Source organism: Streptomyces sp. NPDC000878 (genome assembly GCF_053599695.1).
Genome location: NZ_JBSFMT010000027.1, coordinates 61,650 through 82,596, shown reverse-complemented (window position 1 = coordinate 82,596; position 20,947 = coordinate 61,650). Strand labels below are relative to the sequence as shown.

The window sequence follows — 20,947 nt, the reverse complement described above, 5'->3', positions numbered from 1 at the left end:
GGCTCCGAGAAAGGAAACACCATGAGCACCATGCGAGGCATGTACCGTGGCGCCGCCTTCGGTCTGATCGCCGCACTCTCGCTGACCGCCTGCGGTGGCAGCGACAGCGACAGCAGCAACCCGCTGACGGGCGACAGCGCCGACAGCGGCGGCAGCGGGAAATCCATCGTCGTCGGCTCGGCGAACTTCCCCGAGAACCAGCTGCTCGCCGAGATCTACTCCCAGGCGCTTGAGGCCAAGGGCCTCAAGGTGACGCGGAAGTTCGACATCGGCGCTCGCGAGGTCTACTACGACCAGGTCGTCAAGGGAGGCATCGGGGTCTTCCCCGAGTACAACGGCGCCCTGCTCTCGGTGGCGGTCGACAAGAACAGCACCGCCACCAGCACGGAAGAGGTCAACGCCGAGCTGAAGGCGAAGCTCCCCTCGTCGGTGGAGATCCTCGACTCGGCCGCCGCCGAGGACAAGGACTCGGTGACCGTCACCTCCGAGACCGCCGCCAAGTACAACCTCAAGACCCTCGCCGACCTCAAGCCGGTCGCCAAGGACATGACGATCGGGGCCGGTTCGGAGTTCAAGACCCGCAAGCAGGGCGGTGAGGGCCTGAAGTCGGTCTACGGCGTCGAGTTCGGCAAGTTCCAGCCGCTGGACGCGGGCGCCCAGACCACCCTGGTGAAACTGCTCAAGGACAACGACGTACAGGCCGCGAACCTGTACACCACCGACCCCGCCATCGTCGAGGACAAGCTGGTCGTCCTGGAGGACCCGAAGAACCTCTTCTCCTCGCAGAACGTGACGCCGCTGGTCTACAAGTCGGCGGTCGACGACACGGCGAAGGCGGCGCTCAACGGCGTCTCCGCCAAGCTCACCACCGAGGACCTGCTGGAGATGATGAAGAAGCTCGTCAACGACAAGGAGGACTCCAGCGACGTCGCCAAGGAGTGGCTGACGAGCGCCGGTCTCGTGAGCTGACCCGGTTCGGCATCGGCTGTGGCAATACCGTCCGCCCTCTCTCCCGCCCGGCCCACAGGGCGGGAGAGAGGGCCCCGAACACGACCGGCTGGGGAGCAGATGAGCGACGGCGTCGGCACCGACACGGCCGAGGCGGCCGGTTCCTCCGTACGGCTGCACCAGCTCTTCGAGGGACGTCGGCTCACCCCGACACAACGCCGGATCGCGCACTGTCTGGTCCGGCAGGCGGCGGACGTGCCCTTCCTGTCGAGCGTGGAACTGGCCCAACTGGCAGGCGTCAGCCAGCCGTCGGTGACCCGGTTCGCGGTCGCCCTCGGCTTCGACGGCTACCCGGCGCTGCGCAGGCATCTGCGGGACGTCGCACCCGCCGGCGTGGAGCCGGGGGAGCGGTCGGACAACCCGTACCAGCAAGCCGTACAGGCCGAGATCGACAACCTGCGGCAACTGGCGTCCCTGCTCGCGGACCCCGGACCCGTGGAACGCGCGGGACGGCTGCTGGCCGCCTCCCGGCCGCTGCCGGTGCTCGGGCTGCGCGCCTCCGCCGCCCAGGCACGGGGGTTCGCCTACTTCACGGCCAAGGTCCATCCCGACGTACGGCTGCTCGACGAGGGCGGCTCACTGCTCGCCGACCGGATAGACGCCGCCCGCAAGGCCGGTGCGAGCGCCCTCCTGTGCTTCGCGCTGCCACGCCACCCGCGCGAACTCCTCGACGCCCTCGACCATGCCCGGGACGCGGGGCTGACGGTGGTGACGATCGCCGACGGTACGTTCGCCCCGGTGGCCGCGCACAGCGATGTGCTGCTTCCGGCGGCCGTGGGCACCGGTCTGGTCTTCGACACCGTGAGCGCTCCGATGCTGCTGGGGCAGGTCCTGCTGGAGGCCATGTGCGACGCCCTGCCGGACGCGCAGGCCCACTTGGAGGAGTTCGACGCGCGGGCCGTGGCGCGCGGACTGTTCGTCGAGTGAGCGCCTCATGCCCAAGCACCAGCCACCGAGAGGGAGTTCACACCCGATGACAGCCCACCTCGTCGACTCCTGCCCCCTCGGCGCCGAGACCACCCTCGCCGAACTCGCCGACGACCCGCATGCCCGCCTCGCCCTGCTCCGCGCACACGAACCCGTGTCCTGGCTACCGGAGTTGGGCGGCTGGCTGGTGACCCGGCGCGATCTCGCGCTGACCGTGATGCGGGACTCCGGGACGTTCACCGTCGACGACCCCCGCTTCTCCACCGCACAGGTCGTCGGCCCCAGCATGCTCTCCCTCGACGGCGACGAACACGCCCGTCACCGAGAGCCCTTCAACGCCCCCTTCCGGCCGAGGGAGGTACGCGAGGGCTTCACCGCCTGTATCGAACGCGAGACCGACCGGCTCATCACCGCACTCCCGCCGACCGGCGCCGCCGAACTCCGGCGCGCCTTCGCCGGACCCCTCGCGGTCGCCGTCGTGACCGAGGCGCTCGGCCTCACCGGTACCACCGCCGACACGGTCCTCGCCTGGTACGACGCCATCGTGCGGTCGGTCTCCGACATCACCGCCGGCCACACGGCGGGCCCCGCCGGCACCGCGGCCTACGCCCAGCTGCGGGCCGCCGTGGAAGCCACCGTCGCCGACCGGGACGCCGCCTCTCTCCTCGTCTCCGCCGCCGGACACCTGACCGTGCCCGAGGTGGCCTCCAACGCCGCCGTGCTGATGTTCGGCGGCATCGAGACCACCGAGGCGATGATCACCAACGCGCTGCTGCACCTGTTCCGGAACCCCGACCAACTCGCCCTGGTCCGGGCCGACTTCGACCTCCTCGACGGCGCGATCGAGGAGTCGCTGCGTCTCGAACCCGGCGCGGCGGTCGTGGACCGCTACGCCACCCGCGACACCGTCCTCGGCCCGGCCACGATCCGCCGCGGCGACCTGGTCACCGTCTCCCTGACCGGTGCCAACCGCGACCCGGACGTCTTCCCCGACCCCGACCGCTTCGACGTCCGCCGCGCGAACGCCCGCCTCCAACTGGCCTTCGCCCACGGCCCGCACTACTGCATCGCCGCGCACCTCGCCCGGCTGGAGACCCGTATCGCCCTTCACCGCCTCCTCGAACGCCTGCCCGCCCTGCGCCTCGACCCGGACCACCCGGTCACCCCGCAGGGCCTGGTCTTCCGCAAGCCGTCGACCCTGCATGTGCTCTGGGACGCTCCCGCCTGAAGCGGGGCCGGGCTGGGATGCTGATGGCTCCAGCAGCGTCCCAGGAGGCATCCATGTCCCAGCCGTCCGTCCTCGCTTCGTTGGTGTCGGGTCTGCGCGGCGGGTCGATCGAAGTCGTCGACCTCACCTCGCCGTTGTCGTCGTCCACCCCGGTGATCCAACTGCCTCCGCCCTTCGGCCAGACCGCCGCGTTCGAACTGGAGGAGATCAGCAGGTACGACGACCGGGGACCGGCCTGGTACTGGAACAACTTCCGCAGCGGTGAGCACACCGGCACCCACTTCGACGCACCCAACCACTGGGTCACCGGCAAGGACCTCGCCGATGTCGCCTCGGTACCGGCGGGCCGCCTCATCGCCCCGGCGGCGGTGCTGGACTTCACCGCCGAGGCGGCACAGGACCCGGACTTCCTGGTCGAGGTCGACCATGTGAAGGCCTGGGAGGCCGAGCACGGCCAACTCCCCGACGGGGGCTGGCTGTTGCTCCGTACGGGCTGGGACGCCCGCTCGCACGCCCAGGAGCCGTTCCTCAACGCGGACGAGAACGGCCCGCACACACCAGGGCTGTCCCCGGAGTGCGCCCGTTGGGTGGCCGAGGAGTCGCCGGTGATCGGCCTCGGCGTCGAGACGGTGGGCACCGATGCCGGACGCGCGCATTCGTTCGACCCGGCGTTCCCCTGCCACTCGTATCTGATGGGCAGCGGCAAGTACGGCCTGACCCAGCTGCAGAACCTGGCCGCGCTGCCGCCGACCGGTGCCGTGGTCGTCGCGGGGCCGCTGCCCATCGTCAGCGGGTCCGGGGCCCCGGCGCGCGTGCTCGCCCTGGTGGAGCGGTCATGAAGGTCGCGGAAGCCGTCGGACGGGCGCTGGCCGCCTCCGGGATCGACCATGTGTTCGGCGTCGTCGGCTCGGGCAACTTCCATGTCACCAACGCCCTGGTGGCGGCGGGCGCGCGGTTCGTCGCCGCACGGCACGAGGGCGGCGCGGCGACGATGGCCGACGCGTACGCGCGCATGAGCGGCACGGTCGCGGTGCTGAGCGTGCACCAGGGGCCCGGTCTGACGAACGCCGTCACCGGCATCAGCGAGGCCGCCAAGAGCCGCACCCCGCTGCTCGTCCTGGCGGCCGAGGTCACCGAGCCGAAGTCCAACTTCTACGTCGACCAGGAGGCCCTCGCCCGGGCGGTGGGCGCGGTCACGGCGCGGGTCACCTCGGCCGAGGACGCCGTCGACGTGACCTGCGCCGCCGTCCGACGCGCCCTGCACGAACGACGCACGGTCCTGCTCAACCTCCCGCTCCAGGTACAGAACCTGGACGTCCCGGACGGGGCGGTGGACCAGGTCGCGACACCATCCGAACGGCAGCCGGTCGTACCGTCGGCGGCCGACGTGACCGCGCTGGCCGACCTGCTCGGGCGCGCCCGACGCCCGGTCTTCGTCGCCGGCCGGGGAGCACGCGGGACCGGTGCCCGGGACGCCCTCCTGGACCTCGCCGAACGCCACGGCGCACTGCTCGCGACCTCGGCCGTCGCCCGGGGCCTCTTCCACGGCAGCCCCTGGTCGCTCGACGTCTCCGGCGGCTTCGCGTCACCCCTCGCCGCCGAACTGATCCAGGGCGCCGACCTGATCGTGGGCTGGGGCTGCGCCCTCAACATGTGGACCATGCGGCACGGCGCCCTGATCGGACCCGAGGCGACGGTCGTCCAGGTCGACGACGAGACGTCGGCACTCGGCGCGCACCGGGAGGTACGGCTCGGCGTCACCGGCGACGTCGAACTCACGGCGCTGCGCGTGCTCGACGCGGGAGGTGACGGACGGGAGGGCTACCGCACGGGCGAGGTCGGCGAGGCGATCGCCGCCCGGGTGCGGATGCGGGATGTGCCGTACGAGGACGAGGGCGGCCGGGAGCGGATCGACCCGCGCACACTCAGCATCGCGCTCGACGACCTCCTCCCCGCCGAGCGGGTGATCGGCGTCGACTCGGGCAACTTCATGGGCTATCCGAGCGCGTATCTGTCGGTGCCGGACCAGCACGGCTTCTGCTTCACCCAGGCGTTCCAGTCGATCGGCCTGGGCCTCGCGACCACGATCGGCGCGGCGCTCGCACGGCCGGACCGGCTTCCGGTGGCCACGCTCGGGGACGGCGGCGCGCTGATGGGCGCCGCCGACCTCGACACGGTACGGCGGCTCGGGCTGCCCATGGTGGTCGTCGTCTACAACGACGACGCGTACGGCGCGGAGGTCCACCACTTCGGGCCCGACGGGCACCCGCTCGACACGGTCGTGTTTCCGCCGACGGACATCGCCGCCGTCGCCCGGGGCTACGGCTTCGAGGCGGTCACCGTGCGCGCGCCGGCCGACCTGAAGGCCGTACAGGACTGGGTGGCGGGACCGCGCTCCGCGCCGCTGCTCATCGACGCCAAGGTGACGCGCGAGCACGGGTCGTGGTGGCTGGAGGAGGCGTTCAGGGGTCACTGAGCCCCGCCGACGGTGACGGAGTCCTGCCGAGCCATCAGAACCCGACAACCAGAACCGACCATCAGGATCCAACAGAGTCCGACAAGATTATTGCTTCGGCTGTGTTCGAAGTCCTAGGGTGAGGCTGGCTCGGCAGCTCCCACTGTCACCAGCAGTTGTGTGCTGACCCCATGTCAACTCCCGCACCGCCCAGGTGGGTTGAGCCGCCACCGATGACCACAGCGCTGCCGGATTCCGGGTCGGATTGTCAACAGGAACGAACAGGATCTGACGCTCCCTCAGTCCGTGCGGCGCACTGTCTGTCGTACCGAGGAAGGTCACGGTCATGCCGCACCCCCACGACTTCGCCGTCAGCCGCCGCCGTCTTCTGGAGGGAGGGGCCGCCGTCCTCGGCGCGCTCGCCCTGTCCGGACCGGCCACCGCCCACGGAGCCTCCGCTGCGGATGCCACGGACGTCACCCCCGAGTGGAACGGCCACATCGACGTCTTCCGCCTCGGCACCGAGCCTCCGCACACCACGCTGATGCCGTACGCGACCGTCGCCCAGGCCCTCGCCGCCGACCGCACCCGCTCCCCGTACCGGCTGACCCTCGACGGCACCTGGAAGTTCGCGTACGTCGACCGCCCCGACGACCGGGCCGCCGACTTCTACCGCCCCGATGTCGACGACAGCACCTGGGACACCATCCCCGTGCCCTCCGCCTGGCAACTGCACGGCTACGACAGCCCGATCTACATCAACAGCGACTACCCGTGGTGGGGTCCCAACGGCCGGGGCGAGGACGCGCAGCCGCCCGCCGCCCCGACCCGCCACAACCCCGTGGGCCAGTACCGGCGCATCTTCACGCTCCCGCGCGACTGGTCGGGACGCCGGACGTTCCTCCACTTCGAGGGAGTCAAGTCCGCCCACTACGTGTGGATCAACGGGCAGTTGGTCGGCTATCACGAGGACTCCTACGACCCCTCCGAGTACGACATCACCCCGCACCTGAAGCCCGGCACCAACCAGATCGCCGTGGAGGTCTACCGCTACTCCGACGGCGACTGGCTGGAGGACCAGGACATGATCCGGCTGAGCGGCATCTTCCGCTCGGTGTACCTGTACTCGACGCCCGCCGTGCGGCTGCGCGACTTCCGCCTCGACACTCCGCTCAGCGACGACTACTCGGCGGCGGAGCTGTCGGTCACCGCCAACGTGCGGGACTACGGCGGCCGGGGTGCCGGCCAGTACTCCGTCGAGACCCAGCTGTACGACGCGGGCGGGCACCCGGTCTGGTCGCGTCCGTTGCAGCAGACCGTCGCGCTCGGCGCCGGCGAGGAGACGTCCGTACAGGCCGCGAAGGCCGTACCCGCGCCTCGTCTGTGGTCGGCCGAACACCCCAACCTCTACACGGCAGTTCTGCGGTTGCGCGACCCGGCCGGCAAGGTGATCGAGACCCTCTCCCACCGGGTCGGCCTGCGCGAGTTCGCGCTCAAGGACGGGCTGATGCGCATCAACGGCAAGCCGGTCTCGTTCCGGGGCACCAACCGGCACGAGATGCACCCCGTGCACGGCTCGGCCCTCACCCGCGCGGACATGGTCGAGGACATCGGCATCATCAAACGGCTGAACTTCAACACCGTCCGCACCTCGCACTACCCCAACAACCCGCTGTGGCTCGAACTCTCCGACGAGTACGGCCTGTACCTCGTCGACGAGACCAACCTCGAAACCCACGGCATCCGGGGTGAGTACCCCGGCAATCACGCCGAGTGGACCACCGCGTGTGTGGCCCGCGCCCAGAACATGGTCCACCGCGACAAGAACCACGCCTCGGTCGTCATCTGGTCGCTCGGCAACGAGGCGGGCGGCGGCACCACCTTCAACGCCATGTACGACTGGATCCACTCCTACGACACCACCCGGATCATCCAGTACGAGGGCGACGACCGCCCCGGGATCAGCGACATCCGCTCCGAGATGTACGACAGTCCCGCGCGTGTCGAGCAGCGGGCCAAGGACACCGCCGACACCCGGCCGTACGTGATGATCGAGTACTCCCACGGCATGGGGAACTCCAACGGCAACTTCAAGAAGTACTGGGACCTCGTCCGCCGCTACCCCGTGCTCCAGGGCGGCTGGATCTGGGACTTCGTCGACCAGGCCCTCGCCTGGCCCACCCCGACGCGCAAGCTGTTCACCGAGTCCGGGCCCGCCGCGCTCGGGGGTGAGATCGTCGCCGGTGGCGGCACCTTCAGCCGCGACGAGGGCGTCTCCGGCGGGACCGTCTTCGCCCGCGACACGAGCCTCGACATCACGGGCTCGCTGACGCTGGAGGCGTGGATCACCCCGCACGTCCTCGGCTACCACCAGCCCGTCATCGCCAAGGGCGACACCCAGTACGCCCTCAAACAGTCGGACAGCGGCCTGGAGTTCTTCATCTACGGCGGCGGCCAGTGGATCAGCGCCTACTGGGCGCTGCCCGACGACTGGACCGGCACCGAGCACCACATCGCCGGTGTCTTCGACGCCACGACGGGCACCCTGACCCTCTACGCCGACGGCGTGGCCCGGGCCACCCGCACCACCACCCGGCGCCCCGACGTCAACACCGCGCCCCTGGCCCTGGCCACCGACGTCGACAACCCCACCCGCGAGTTCAGCGGCACCATCCGACGGGCCCGCGTGTACGCCCGTGCCTTGACCGCCGCCGAACTGGCCTCCGACAGCCGGGACCCCGGCGACGACGGCGTGCGGTTCTGGTTCGACGCGGCCACCGTCGGCCTCACCCAGAAGCGGCCCCGCGACAAGACGTTCTACGCGTACGGCGGCGACTGGGGCGACAACCCCAACGACGGGGCCTTCTCCGGCGACGGCATCGTCACCGCCGACCGCGGCCTCACCGGCAAGTCCGCCGAGGTCAAGCGGATCTACCAGGCCGTGCAGGCCACTTCGGGGTCGGTGCCGGGTGCCGTCACCCTCACCAACGAGTACCTGTTCACCAACCTGCGGGAATTCGACGGGCGTTGGGAGCTGGTGAGGGACGGAAAGGTCGTGCGGCGCGGCAGGTTGAGCCGTGCTCAGCTGGATGTGGCTCCGCTGTCCAGCAAGGACATCACCGTGCCCTTGGAGCTGCCGGACGACCCGGCGCCGGGTGCCGAGTACTTCCTTCAACTGTCGTTCACCACAAGGGAGTCCACGAAGTGGGCCAAGGCCGGCTTCGAGGTGGCCCGGCAGCAACTCCCCGTAGACGCAGGCAGTCCCGCCGTCACGCCCGTGCCCCTGGACAGCGTCCCGGTGCTCAGCCACGAGGACGGCGACGCGTCGGTCACCGTCAAGGGCAAGGGATTCTCGGTCACCGTCGACAAGAAGACCGGCGCCATCACCTCGTACAAGGCGGGTGGCGCCGAGCTGATCGCCTCCGGGCCCGTCCCCAACTTCTGGCGGGCGCCCACCGACAACGACCGGGGTAACGGGCAGCACATCCGCAACCAGACCTGGCGCGACGCGGGCGTGCTGCGCACGGTCACCGGCGTCACCGTCCGCGCCCTGCGCGACCGGGCCGTCGAGATCACGGTCGCCGGCACGCTGCCCACGACGACGGCATCGACGTACACCACCACCTACACCGTCTTCGGCAACGGCGAGATCAAGGTCGACAACACCCTGCACCCGGGGGCGAGTTCACTGCCGTACATCCCGGAGGTCGGCACCCTGCTGCTCCTGCCCGGGCGGCTGGACCGGCTGCACTACTACGGGCGTGGCCCCGAGGAGAACCACTGGGACCGCAACAACGCCACCGACGTGGGTCTGTACTCCGGCACCGTCGACGGGCAGTGGAGCGGCTATCTGCGCCCGCAGGAGAACGGCAACAAGACCGACGTCCGCTGGATCGCCCTCACGGACCGCCGGGGCTCCGGTCTGCTGGTCTCCGCCGAACCGCTCCTTGAGGTCAACGCCTCACACTTCACACCCGAGGATCTGTCCGTAGGAGCCCGCCACGACTACCAGCTCAACCCGCGCGACGAGGTCGTCCTGCGGCTGAGCCACCGGCAGATGGGCGTCGGCGGTGACAACAGCTGGGGCGCGCACACCCACGACGAGTACAAGCTGTTCGCCGACCGCGACTACTCGTACAGCTACCGGCTGCGTCCGCTGACGGACGTCGACGAGGCGACGGCGGCCTCGCGGCGGCCCACGGCAGGGGAGTAGCCAGGAAAGAGAAGGCGGGCGTCACCCCTCGTCGGGGATGGCGCCCTCGCCCAACTCGTCGGTCAGACAGGCGAGATACAGGGCCATCGTGGTCCGGTGTTCGCGCAGGGGGCGGCCGGTGAGCTGCTCGATCTTGTGCATCCGGTAGACGACGGTGTTGCGGTGGATGTGCAGGGCGGCGGACGTCCGTACGAGGTTGAAGCCGCTCTCGCACCAGGCGGTGATCGTGTCGCGCAGCACCGGCCAGTCCGGCTGGGCCCGCAGATTCGCGGCCGTCAGTTCGACGAGACGCCTCCGGGCGGGCTGGTTCACGGCCGCCAGGACCTGGTGGACGCGCAGCTCGGCGATCAGATGGACCCGGGGGCCGCCGGTCACCCGGGCGCCGAGGCGCAGCGCGTCGCGGGCGTCCTGCCAGGAGTCGCGCAGACCGGCGACGGAGACGGCAGGTTCGCCTATGCCCACTCGGGCGGTCAGGCCGTCCTGCGCCGCGATGACATCGGTGAGGCGTCGGCAGTCGGCGGCCAGGGAGTCCACCTCGGCGCGGGCCGGCAGGCGGCGCAGTACGCCGATCCAGCCGGGGGCAGTGGAAGCGACGATGTCCTGCGGATCGGCGAAGACCTCACGGACCGTACGCAGCAGCTCCGAGCGGATCAGCGCCATGTCCCGGGTGGGCGCGCTGCCCTGGCGTCGGGCGCCCGCGTCGGGCACGCTCACCTCGATCGCCACCGCGACCCGTTGCAGCCGCAGGTCGAAGCCCAGTTCGGCGGCCCGGAAGACGAGGAAGTCACCCTCCACGACCTGGGGGTCGTACGAGGCGATGTCGGCGAGCAGGGTCTCCGCCGCGCGTTCGGCGAGCAGCCGGGAGCGCAGCATCACGGACTCCCTGAGCAGGATCTCCGTCTGGCGTTTCACCAGCAGCCCGAACCGGCGCACCTGGGCGGGCGTCCCGGTGATGCCGACCGTGCCGACCGCCTGTCCGCCTGTGACCAGCGGCAAGGTCACCCCGGGGCGTACTCCGCGGAGCTGGTGGGCCTGCGTGGCGTTGTGCGTGGCGGGCTCCTGGGTGCGGATCACCTCGACCGACGCCTCGTGGAAGGTGCCGACCCTGCTGCTGTCACCGCTGCCGATGACCATGCCGTCCGCGTCGGTGATCAGCACGTTGAAGCCGATGACGGCGGAGGTGTCCCCGGCGATCTCCTGGGCGAGTGACGGGCTCAGCACGCGTGTTCCTCCCGTCTTCAGCCCCTCGGCGACTGGACGCAACGTACAGGAGATCGATCGAATTCAGCCACAAGTCCGTACGGAGTGACCGGTGACGCGCAGTGCCCAGGTGCCTAGCGTATGGGCCCAATCACCTCCCCCATCACTTCCCCGCCGGGGGCACAGCGCGGTGAAACGGCGGGCTCCTCCAGCTTCCTCGGCACCGGTACGGAAGGCCCACGCCCATGACCCGTATACGCCCACTCGCCGCCGCTCTGTCGGCCGCACTCCTGATGCTGACGGCCGCGGCCTGCGGCTCCGGCGACGACGACGCCCCGACCAACGTGTCCGCGAAGACCGCCGCACTGGGCACGCTCACGCCGGGTGTCATCAAGGTGGCCGTCCAGCCGTACGCCCCCTACACCACCGTCCAGGGAGACAAGATCGTCGGCCTGGACGGCGACATCCTCACCTACGTGGCCGAAAAGCTCGGTCTGGAGATCAAGCCCCAGGTGACCGACTTCGCCGGCATGCTCGCCGGAGTGCAGTCCCGCCGCGTCGACATCACCATCGGCGGCGTCGCCTGGTCCGCCGAACGGCAGAAACAGGGCCTGTTCACTGACCCGCCCTACTACTCGCCCCCGGCGATGGCCGTCCGCAACGGCAAGACGTACAAGAAGGTCGACGACCTGAAGGGCCTCGAACTCGGCACAGTCGAGGGCTATGTGTGGGTCAAGTCGATCCAGTCCGTCCCGGACGCCAAGCTGCACGCCTACCCGGACGCCAACGGGGTCTTCGACGACCTCGGCGCGGGCCGGGTCGACGTCGGCTTCCTCGACCCGCTGATCATCATCGCGGCGCAGAAGGAACGCCCGGAGCTGAAGATCAGCACGCAGTACCTGACCCCGCCGACCGCCGCCGAGGTCAAGGCCAAGCCCGACTACCAGTACTTCCAGCCCTACCAGACCGGCTTCTACCTCCCCAAGAAGGCCACCAGGCTGGAGCAGGCGATCTCCGCGCAGATCGACGCCATGTACACCAACGGCGAGATGGCGAAACTCGTCAAGAAGTACGGCGGCGATCCCGAGCAGTTCCTCAAGCCCGCCGCCGATGTCGCCACCGCCCGCCGGGGCGTGGACCGGCCCCAGGACTGGACCCCGCCGTCCGTCGCACAGTGAGGGGCTGACATGTCCGATCTCTTCCAAGTCCCCTGGTCCGACTATCAGTCCGACCTGCTCGACGCCCTCTGGCGCACCCTCTCCTACACTGCGGTGAGCTTCATCGGCGCGGTACTGCTCGGCCTGGCCGTGGCGTTGCTGCGGCTCAGCAGGGCATGGCCGGCGCGTGCCGTCGCCGCCGTCTACACCGAACTGTTCAAGAACATCCCGCTGCTGGCCATCATCTTCCTCAGCTACTTCGGGCTCGCCTCGGCGGGCATCCGGCTGGACGTCTTCACCGCCGGCTGTCTGAGCCTCGTCGTCTTCTACGCCGCCTACCTCTCCGAGATCTTCCGCTCCGCGATCAGTGGCGTGCACACCGGACAGACCGAGGCAGGGCAGGCCCTTGGCCTCGGCAGGGCGGGCATCTTCGGCCAGATCGTCCTGCCGCAGGCCGTACGGCAGGCGCTGCCCGGCACCAACACCATGCTCGTCGACCTGCTGAAATCCACCTCCCTGCTCGTCACCGTCTCCGCCGCCGAGCTGATGTCCGAAGGCCGGCTCATCACGTCGTCGACCTTCCGCGCGCTGGAGGTGTACCTGGTCATCTCGGCCATCTACTTCGCCCTCTGCTACCCCCTCTCCCAACTGCTCCTCCTCCTGGAACGGAAAGTGCGAGCGGGCGTCCCCCTCTCCCCGTGGCGCCGCCGACGCCTGCGGGCTGCGCGCGCCCTGCTCGCCCAGGACGCACCGGACGCGCCCGTGGGAGCCGACGTGAAGGCAGGTGCCGTATGACCGAGTCGCTCGCAGCGGCGCGCAGCACATCCCAGGCGCTCCCGGAAGAAGTCGTACGGATCGAAGGGCTCCGCAAGTCCTTCGACGGCCGGCTCGTCCTCGACGACGTCCACCTCACCATCGGCCGGGGACGCATCGTCAGCGTCATCGGCCAGAGCGGCGGCGGGAAGACCACCCTGATGCGCTGCGTCAACCTGCTCGAACAGCCGGAGCACGGCACGATCGAGGTCGCCGGCGAGGTCGTCCACCAGGACGGCCGCACGGTCTGCCGCGACCTGCCGCGTCTTCGCCGTACCGTCGGCATGGTCTTCCAGCGCTTCAACCTGTTCCCGCACCTCACCGCAGTGGAGAACGTAGTCCTGGCCCAACGCAGGGCAGGGGTAGCGGAGTCGGAGGCGCTGGAACGCGCCGTCGCACTCCTGCGCAGGGTCGGTGTCGCCCATCGGGCCCTCGCCCTGCCTGACCAGCTCTCCGGCGGCGAGCAGCAACGCGTCGCCATCGCACGGGCGTTGGCCCTCAAACCCGAACTGCTGCTCTTCGACGAGCCCACCTCCTCCCTGGACCCCGAGGCCACCCGGGAGGTACTGAGCGTGATGCGGGAACTCGCCGCCGACGGAATGACGATGATGCTGGTCACCCATGAACTCCCCTTCGCCCGCGAGGTGTCCGACCACGTCGTCTTCGTGGACGGCGGCCGGATCGTCGAGGAGGGCACCCCCGAGGACGTCCTCGGCGCCCCCGCACAGCCCCGCACCCGGGAGTTCCTCGCGTCGTACGGCTCCACCTCATGACCGGCGGTGTGCCGGACAGTCCTGTGGCCGTGGTGGGCGGCGGTGTCGTCGGACTGTGCACCGCGTACTACCTGGCCGCGGCAGGCCTGCCGGTGGTCGTGATCGAGCGGCGCGGACTCGGCTCGGGCGTCTCCCGGGGCAACGCGGGCTGGGTCTGTCTCAGCCACTCGACCCCCGTTCCGGCCCCCGGCGTCCTGCGCTACGCCCTGCGTTCGCTCGGCCGCCCCGACTCGCCGCTCTATCTCCGTCCGCTGCCCGACCCGGCGTTCGCCCGTTGGCTGTGGCGGTTCTGGCGCAGCAGCACACCGGCCGCGTTCCGGCGCGGCTATGCGGCGATCGCCGAGCTGAACCGGCCCACCTTCGACCTCTTCGACGGTCTGCGCGAGGCCGGGGTGGCCACGACCCTGACCCGGCCCGGCATGGTGCACGCGTTCCTGTCCGAGGCCGAGGCCCGCCACCACCTCGCGGTTCAGCGGGAGATGGCGGACGGCCACTATCCGATGCCCGAGGACGTCACCACCGGCGCCGAGGCGCATCTGCTGGACGAGGCGCTGTCGCCCCGGGTGCGCGCGGCCTACCTGGTCGAGGGGGAGGGGGTGGTGGACCCGGAGGCGTTCGCGCGAGGACTCGGCGAAGCGCTCGGCGCGGCCTGTGTGAAGGTCCACGAGAACGCGGAGGTGACGGGGTTCAGGACCGAGGGAGGCAAGGTCACCGCGCTGAGCACCGACCAGGGCGACATCCCCTGCTCGTCGGTCGTCGTCGCGGCCGGTATGCGCTCACCCGACCTGCTGCGCACCCTCGGACACCGGCTGCCGCTCCAGGCGGGCAAGGGCTACAGCTTCTCCGTCGACCTGGACCCGGCGCCCCGGCACACCCTCTACTTCGGCGAGCGCAGGGCCGTCGCCTCACCGATCGGCGGCACCACGCGGATCGCCGGCACCATGGAGCTGAGCGGCAACAACAACCGGCTCGACTGGCGCAGGATCGTCGCCGTGGCCCGGGCGAGCCGTCACTACCTGGGCCAGTGGTTCGACGACCCGGACGACCTGGTGAGCCTGATCCGCGAACCCTGGGTGGGCGGACGCCCGTTCCTCCCCGACGGACTCCCGGTGATCGACCGCCTCCCCGGGTACGACAACGCGTACGCGGCCACCGGCCACGGCATGCTCGGCGTCACCCTGGGCCCCGCCACCGGGCACGGGATCGCCGAGTACATCCGCACGGGCAGCCGCCCCGAGGCCCTCGCACCGTTCCGCTTCGACAGGCTGCGCGGGTCGCTGTGAACCAGGTCGCCGTGAACGAGGAGGCGACCGTGACCGTGCTCGCCCGCCGGTCAGGACGGCCGTGAACGGGCCGCCAGGACAGCGATGTCGTCCTCGGCGGGAGCGTCCGCGAGCTGGGCCAGTACGTCGTCGAGGATGACGTCCAGGGAGGCGCGCGGCGAGAGCCGCAGCCGGGTCAGACGGCGCAGCGAGACATCGATGTCCTCGCCGCGCCGCTCCACCAGCCCGTCCGTGTAGAGCAGCAGCACACCGTCCGGGACCGCCGGGCGGGTCAGCGTCGTGTAGCTGCCGAAACCGGTGCCCAGGGGCGGGCCGACAGGCACCTCGACGAGGGCGACCCGGCCGTCGGGGGAGAGGAAGGCGGGCGGGAGATGGCCGGCGTTCGCGTACGACATGGTCCGCCGGGCGGGATCCTCCAGGGCCAGCAGACAGCTGGCGACCCGGTCGAACCCGGAGTCGGCGACCGTGCGGTCGGCGTGCGCGAGCAGCAGATGCGGGGGGAGGCCCGCCATGGCGAGGGCGCGCAGTGCGGAGCGGTAGTGGCTCATCGCGACGGCGGCCTCGACCCCGTGCCCCATGACATCCCCGATGACCAGCAGGTTCCGGCCGTCGGGCAGCGCCAGGCGGTCGAACCAGTCACCTCCGATGAGGGCCACGTCGTCGGCGGGCAGATAGCGGAACGCCGTCCGCGCGTGCGGGTCCGGCGGCGCGGTGGTCTCGGTGAGCAGGGCGTGTTGGAGTTCCAGGGCCATGCTGTGCTCGCGGGTGTGCAGGGCGGCGCGCTCCAGGGCGCGGGCGGCCCGGTGCGCCAGCTCCTGGGCCACCGACACGTCGTCGACCGTGAAACCGGGGGAGTCGAACGCGCGCACGAGCGACAGGGTGCCCAGGGGGCGGCGGCCCGCGATCAGGGGCAGGACGAGGACCGAGTGGACGCCGATGTCCCGGTAGGCGGTGGCCCGCCGCGCGTGCACGGCCCCGGAGTGCCACTGCTGCTCGGAGATGCCGTTGCTCAGCCAGGGCCGGCCGGCGTCCAGACAGGCGCGGATCTCCGTGCCCGGCGGATAGTCCAGGGTGTCGCCGAGACCGGCCAGGGCCTGCACCGCGTCCTTGACGCCGGGCACCGCCGCGAGGGCCGTCCGGCGCAGCCGCAGCACTCCCGGCGGCGGCCGGTGCGGACCGGCCTTCACATCGAGGTTCAGCTCGACCCCGGCCGCGTCCGCCAGGTCCGGCACCATGAACTGGGCCAGCTCGCCGCAGGTCGCCTGGACGTCGGAGGTGGTGCCGATGCGCGCGGTGGCGGTGTCCAGCAAGGTCATCCGGCGGTGCGCGCGCTCCAGCTCGTCGACGTGCTGCTGCGGGGCGCTGATCTCCAGGAAGATCCCGGCGAGCCCCAGCACCCGGCCCCGCCCGTCCTGGAGCCGGTGATAGGTGGCGTGCCAGGCGCGGCGGGTGAAGGGCAGGTCCACGCGCGTGTGCCCGGTGCCCACCAGCTCACGGGGCTGCCCGTCGTACAGCACCTGCCGCAGCACGCTCTCGGGCCGGTCGACGTCCGGCGACGCCTCGGCCAGGGTCCGCCCCAGCAGCTCCTCCGCCGACAGGCCGCTGATCCGGACCATGTGCGGGTTGACGTACAGGAAACGCAGGTCCGGGTCGAGGACGACCACACCGGCGGCCGTGCCCTCGACGAGCCGGTGCAGCAGCCCGTACTCCTCGACCAGCCGGGGCAGGTCCGCGGCGGTGGGCCCGGCGAGCAGCGCCTCGAAGTTCCCGAAGAGCAGCGGCCGGAATGCGTCCATGGCCACCGCACCTCTCGTCGTCGTAGCACTTGCCGCACGGCAGAGACAATGATCGGCCACCCGGGGGACTCGTGCACGTCGAGCCGGTCCGTGAGCAGGCCGCACGACACGCGACGCGGATGCGGTGGCCCAGGGCCCATGCCTCGCGGCCCGGGCGGCCCGCACGAGTGTCACCGGGTGTGGCCCCCCCCATGGGCGGTCGGTGGGCGCGAGGCAGGCGCCGGGGCAGTTGGGTTCGGCTGCTCGGTGTGCCCGGGGCCCGTGCCGTGTGGCCTGGGCGGTCCCGCACGTGTGTGACCGGGTTACGTGGCCCCCCCCACGGGCGGTCGGCGGGCGCGAGGCAGGTGCCGGGCTGGTTGGGGTTCGGCTGTCCGGTGTGCCTATGGCCCATGCCGTGCGGCTTGGGCGGCCCCGCACGTGTGCGATCGGGTGACGCGGCCTCCTACGGGCGGTCGGCGGGCGCGAGGCAGGCGCTGGATCGGGCGGGTTCGGCTGTCCGGTGGTGTGCCCAGGTCCCATGCCATGCGGCTTTGGCGGCCCGGCACGTGTGTGACCGGGTTGCGCGGCCCCCCACGGGAATCCCGGCACCGCTCCGGGATCGTCACCTTCAGCACGGGGCGCGCTCCGTCCGACACCGCGCTGATGCGCGCGCTGCTCACGGCGGGAGTCGCCGTCAGCGTGCGCTACACCTCCGGGGTGGGCGGCATCCGCGTCAGCTGCCACCACTACAACACCCTCACGGACCTCGACCTGCTGCTGACGACCGTCCAGGCCTGGCAACGCCGTCCGCACAGCCCTCAACGACCCGTGTCCCGCCCCGAGTTGACCGGGGCACGCTCCGCCGTCGCCCAGGTCGCCCGCCAACGCGCCCTGATCGACGCCCTCGACGACGACCTGATGGGCCTGATCACGGCCCGTGGCGGAGTCAGCCGGGGTATCTGCGTCTCCCGCCTCGAAGGCGCCATGTCCCGCACCGACCTGGCCCGGGAGCGCGAGATCGTCGAGCGCTTCCACCACCGGCTCGGCCAGGACGGCACCCGACTGGCCCTGGAACTCCTGCGCATGTGCAAGGGCGACACCTGACACGCGTCGGCCGTCCCGCCTGACGGACCGTCACTCCTCTTCGCCCGCCCACCAGTTGTGCCCACCATGCCCCAGGAAGGGCCCGTCGTGAAAGATCACCGCAGCTGTCGCCGAAGGACCCCGGCAGCCCTTCGCCGTCCGCGAACTGGAACTCGAACAGCCGCGCCACGGCGAGGTGTTGGTGCGGCTCGCGGGCACCGGCATCTGTCACACGGACCTGATCTGCCGCGACCAGTGGTACCCGGTCCCGCTGCCCGCCGTTCTGGGCCACGAGGGCGCCGGCGTCGTCGAGGCCGTCGGCCCCGGCGTACGGCATCCACTCCCCGGCGACCGGGTCGTCCTCAGCTTCAACTCCTGCGGCAGCTGCCGGACTTGCCTGGCCGGCCGGTCCGCGTACTGCGACGACTTCGCCGCCCGCAACTTCGCCGGCACCCGCCCCGACGGCTCCACCCCGCTGCTCGACCGCACCGGAACCCGGGTCCACGGCACGTTCTTCGGCCAGTCGTCCTTCGCCACGCACGCCGTCGCCGCCGCCCGCTCCGTCGTCAAGGTCGACACGACCCTGCCCCTGGAACTCCTCGGACCGCTCGCCTGCGGCTTCCAGACCGGGGCCGGCAGCGTTCTCAACTCCCTGCGCTGTACGCCCGGCAGCAGCCTCGCCGTCTTCGGCGCGGGCGCCGTCGGCTGCGGTGCCGTCATGGCCGGTGCCGTCGCGGGCTGTACGACCATCGCGGTCGTCGGACGCAACCGGGCCCGCCTCGCCCGCGCGAAGTCCGTCGGCGCGACCCACGCCATCGACCTCACCGCCACCGACCCGGTGACCGCCCTCCGCGACCTCACCGGCGGAGCCGGCGCCGACTACAGCATCGAGGCCACCGGCTCGGCACAGGTACTGCGCCAGGCCGTCGACTGCCTTGCCCAGGAAGGCATTTGCGGCCTCCTCGGCGCGGCGGCCCTCGGCACGGAGGTGTCCCTCGACATGGCCGCCCTGCTCTTCGGACGCCAGGTGCGCGGCATCGTCGAGGGCGACTCCACCCCCGCCCTCTTCATCCCCAGACTGCTCGACCTGCACCGCGCCGGACGCTTCCCCTTCGACCGGCTGATCTCCCTCTACCGCCTGAGCCAGATCAACCAGGCCGTCGACGACATGCGCCACGGCCACGCCGTCAAACCGGTCCTGACCTTCCTCGGAGGCCCGGCATGAGCACCCCCTTCAACGCCGCCGCACATCTCGTCGACCGCCAGATCACCCGCGGCCTCGGCGACCGGCCCGCACTGATCGGCCCCCGCGCCACCCTCACGTACGACACCCTCGCCGCCCGCGTCGCCCGGGCGGGCGCGGGCCGGCGGGCGCTCGGCGTACGGCCCGAGGAACGCGTGCTGATCCATGCCGCCGACACCCCGGAGACGGTCGTCGCCCTCCTCTCCTTGCTGCGCATCGGCGCCGTCCCCGTCCCCGTGTCGACGATGAGCCCGCCCCGCGAACTGGCGGCACTCCTCGCCGACTCCCGCTGCCGCTACGCACTGATCGACGCGGAGTTCGGCCGGCACGCGCAGGGCGCCCTGGAGGATCCCTCGTACGTGCCCGATCTGCTCGGGGTCGTCGTCCTGGACGACGCGCCGGTGCAGCCCCCGGCCCCGGTCATCCGGATCAGATGGGAGCACCTGATGGCCGTCGGGGATGCCTGCGGAGACGCCGACCGGGCACCGGACCGCACCACCGAGGACTCACCGGCGCTGTGGCTCTACACGTCCGGGACGACCGGCACCCCCAAGGCCGCGATGCACCGGCACGGCAGCATCCGCGTCGTCGCCGACCGCTACGGACGCCAGACCCTGGGCCTGCGCCCCGAAGACCGCTGCTACTCGGTCGCCAAGCTCTTCTTCGCCTACGGCATCGGCAACTCCTGCTTCCTGCCGCTCGCCGCCGGAGCCGCCGCGATCCTCGACCCCGCCCCGCCCACCCCGGCGAGCATCGCCCGCCGCCTGTCCGAGGACGAGCCGACCGTCTTCTTCGGCGTCCCCACCTCCTACGCCGCCCTGCTGCGCGCCCCCGACCTGCCCGACGACGCCTTCCACGGCGTACGCCTGGCCGTGTCGGCCGGGGAACCGCTGCCACCGGAACTCCAGCACCGCTTCCGGGCCCGCTTCGGCACCGGCCTGGTCAACGGGATGGGCTCCACCGAGGCCCTGCACATCTTCCTGACCAACCGCCCCGGACACACCCGGCCCGGCACACTCGGCACCCCGGTACCGGGATACGAACTGCGCATCGAATCGGCGACCGACGGCGGCGAGGCCCCGCCCGGCGCCCCCGGCGTCCTCAAGGTGCGCGCCCCCTCGGCGGCCACCGGCTACTGGCGCCGTACGGACGCCACCCACACGGTGTTCCACGGCGCGTGGCTGAACACCGGCGACCTCTTCACCCGCGACGCCGACGGCCAGTACGTCTGCCTCGGACGCGCCAACGACATGATCAAGAGCGGCGGCATCTGGGTCGCGCCCACCGAGGTCGAGAACCGTCTCCTCGAACACCCTTCCGTCGCCGCCGCCTGCGTGGTCGCGGCCCCGGACGCCGACGGCCTCGACCGCCCCGTGGCCTGCGTGATCCCGGCCGTCCCCGGCGACTCCCTCGACCCCGACGAGCTGACCACGTTCTGCCGGGAGACCTTGGCCGCGTACGAATGCCCACGCCACGTCCTCACCTTCACGGCCCTGCCGACCACCGCCACGGGCAAGGTCAACCGACGCCTCGTCCAGCGAGAGGCGGCCACCCGCCTGGCCCACCCGACACCGAACCTGCGCGTCCCACTCCAGGCCCCACCGCCCCCACACGAGACCGAACCCACCGCGACCGTGACCCCCGTGACCGAATCAGCCCCAGGAGCCGACTGACATGCCCGTCCTCACCTCCGTCCTCGCACCTCCCGCCCCCAACCCCGTCGACCTGCTCTTCCACGCCGCCGGGCAGCATGCCTCGCATCCCGAGGCCGAGCCCAGGGTCGGAGCCG

15 protein-coding genes are annotated in these 20,947 nt (G+C 71.3%); 13 read left to right on the top strand and 2 right to left on the bottom strand.

Going from position 1 to position 20,947, the window contains the following annotated elements:
• Positions 1-39 precede the first annotated feature (39 nt).
• The 6 genes from ACWDR4_RS24105 to ACWDR4_RS24080 all read left to right on the top strand — a co-directional run bounded on the left by ACWDR4_RS24105 (position 40) and on the right by ACWDR4_RS24080 (position 9,831).
• A complete protein-coding gene (locus ACWDR4_RS24105; protein WP_450411549.1) occupies positions 40-969 on the top strand; it encodes an ABC transporter substrate-binding protein in 930 nt (309 codons plus the stop codon).
• A 99-nt stretch (positions 970-1,068) separates the two neighbouring features.
• Positions 1,069-1,935 (top strand): MurR/RpiR family transcriptional regulator, encoded by an 867-nt coding sequence (locus ACWDR4_RS24100; RefSeq protein ID WP_450411478.1) that lies wholly within the window; start codon positions 1,069-1,071, stop codon positions 1,933-1,935.
• A 46-nt stretch (positions 1,936-1,981) separates the two neighbouring features.
• Positions 1,982-3,163 (top strand): cytochrome P450, encoded by a 1,182-nt coding sequence (locus ACWDR4_RS24095; protein WP_450411476.1) that lies wholly within the window; start codon positions 1,982-1,984, stop codon positions 3,161-3,163.
• 53 nt (positions 3,164-3,216) lie between these two features.
• Positions 3,217-4,002 carry a cyclase family protein gene (locus ACWDR4_RS24090; RefSeq protein WP_450411474.1) on the top strand — a complete coding sequence of 262 codons (786 nt, stop codon included), beginning with the start codon at positions 3,217-3,219 and terminating at the stop codon, positions 4,000-4,002.
• Positions 3,999-5,639, top strand: a complete 1,641-nt coding sequence (locus tag ACWDR4_RS24085) for a thiamine pyrophosphate-binding protein (protein WP_450411472.1) — start codon at positions 3,999-4,001, stop codon at positions 5,637-5,639. Before ACWDR4_RS24090 ends, ACWDR4_RS24085 begins: the two co-directional genes overlap by 4 nt.
• 325 nt (positions 5,640-5,964) lie before the next feature.
• Complete coding sequence (locus tag ACWDR4_RS24080; RefSeq protein ID WP_450411470.1) at positions 5,965-9,831, top strand: glycoside hydrolase family 2 TIM barrel-domain containing protein; 3,867 nt, start codon at positions 5,965-5,967, stop codon at positions 9,829-9,831.
• 21 nt (positions 9,832-9,852) lie between these two features.
• Here the strand turns inward: ACWDR4_RS24080 and ACWDR4_RS24075 are convergent, their stop codons facing one another.
• Positions 9,853-11,052, bottom strand: a complete 1,200-nt coding sequence (locus ACWDR4_RS24075) for a CdaR family transcriptional regulator (protein WP_450411468.1) — start codon at positions 11,050-11,052, stop codon at positions 9,853-9,855.
• Positions 11,053-11,276: 224 nt separating this feature from the next.
• Here ACWDR4_RS24075 and ACWDR4_RS24070 point away from each other — a divergent pair, with 224 nt between their 5' ends.
• From ACWDR4_RS24070 to ACWDR4_RS24055, 4 genes are read left to right on the top strand one after another with little or no spacing between them, the layout of a single operon-like run.
• Entirely contained in the window at positions 11,277-12,209 is a 933-nt protein-coding gene (locus ACWDR4_RS24070; protein ID WP_450411466.1) for a substrate-binding periplasmic protein, read from the top strand.
• Between the two features lie 9 nt (positions 12,210-12,218).
• On the top strand, positions 12,219-12,983 hold the full coding sequence (locus tag ACWDR4_RS24065; protein WP_450411465.1) for an amino acid ABC transporter permease: 765 nt from the start codon (positions 12,219-12,221) through the stop codon (positions 12,981-12,983).
• Positions 12,980-13,774: an amino acid ABC transporter ATP-binding protein gene (locus tag ACWDR4_RS24060; RefSeq protein ID WP_450411463.1), complete on the top strand. Its 795-nt coding sequence runs from the start codon at positions 12,980-12,982 to the stop codon at positions 13,772-13,774. The genes ACWDR4_RS24065 and ACWDR4_RS24060 overlap by 4 nt, the downstream gene beginning before the upstream one ends.
• Positions 13,771-15,057, top strand: a complete 1,287-nt coding sequence (locus ACWDR4_RS24055; RefSeq protein WP_450411461.1) for an NAD(P)/FAD-dependent oxidoreductase — start codon at positions 13,771-13,773, stop codon at positions 15,055-15,057. The genes ACWDR4_RS24060 and ACWDR4_RS24055 overlap by 4 nt, the downstream gene beginning before the upstream one ends.
• A 50-nt stretch (positions 15,058-15,107) precedes the next feature.
• Here ACWDR4_RS24055 and ACWDR4_RS24050 read toward each other — a convergent pair whose 3' ends face one another.
• On the bottom strand, positions 15,108-16,853 hold the full coding sequence (locus ACWDR4_RS24050; RefSeq protein ID WP_450411459.1) for a SpoIIE family protein phosphatase: 1,746 nt from the start codon (positions 16,851-16,853) through the stop codon (positions 15,108-15,110).
• 522 nt (positions 16,854-17,375) lie between these two features.
• On the opposite strand from ACWDR4_RS24050, the gene ACWDR4_RS24045 reads away from it, so the two are divergent.
• The 3 genes from ACWDR4_RS24045 to ACWDR4_RS24035 all read left to right on the top strand — a co-directional run bounded on the left by ACWDR4_RS24045 (position 17,376) and on the right by ACWDR4_RS24035 (position 20,831).
• Positions 17,376-17,936 carry a hypothetical protein gene (locus ACWDR4_RS24045; protein WP_450411457.1) on the top strand — a complete coding sequence of 187 codons (561 nt, stop codon included), beginning with the start codon at positions 17,376-17,378 and terminating at the stop codon, positions 17,934-17,936.
• 94 nt (positions 17,937-18,030) lie between these two features.
• Positions 18,031-19,140, top strand: a complete 1,110-nt coding sequence (locus ACWDR4_RS24040) for an NAD(P)-dependent alcohol dehydrogenase (RefSeq protein ID WP_450411547.1) — start codon at positions 18,031-18,033, stop codon at positions 19,138-19,140.
• Positions 19,137-20,831, top strand: coding sequence for a benzoate-CoA ligase family protein (locus tag ACWDR4_RS24035; RefSeq protein WP_450411455.1), 1,695 nt, complete (start codon positions 19,137-19,139; stop codon positions 20,829-20,831). The genes ACWDR4_RS24040 and ACWDR4_RS24035 overlap by 4 nt, the downstream gene beginning before the upstream one ends.
• Positions 20,832-20,947: the final 116 nt, after the last annotated feature.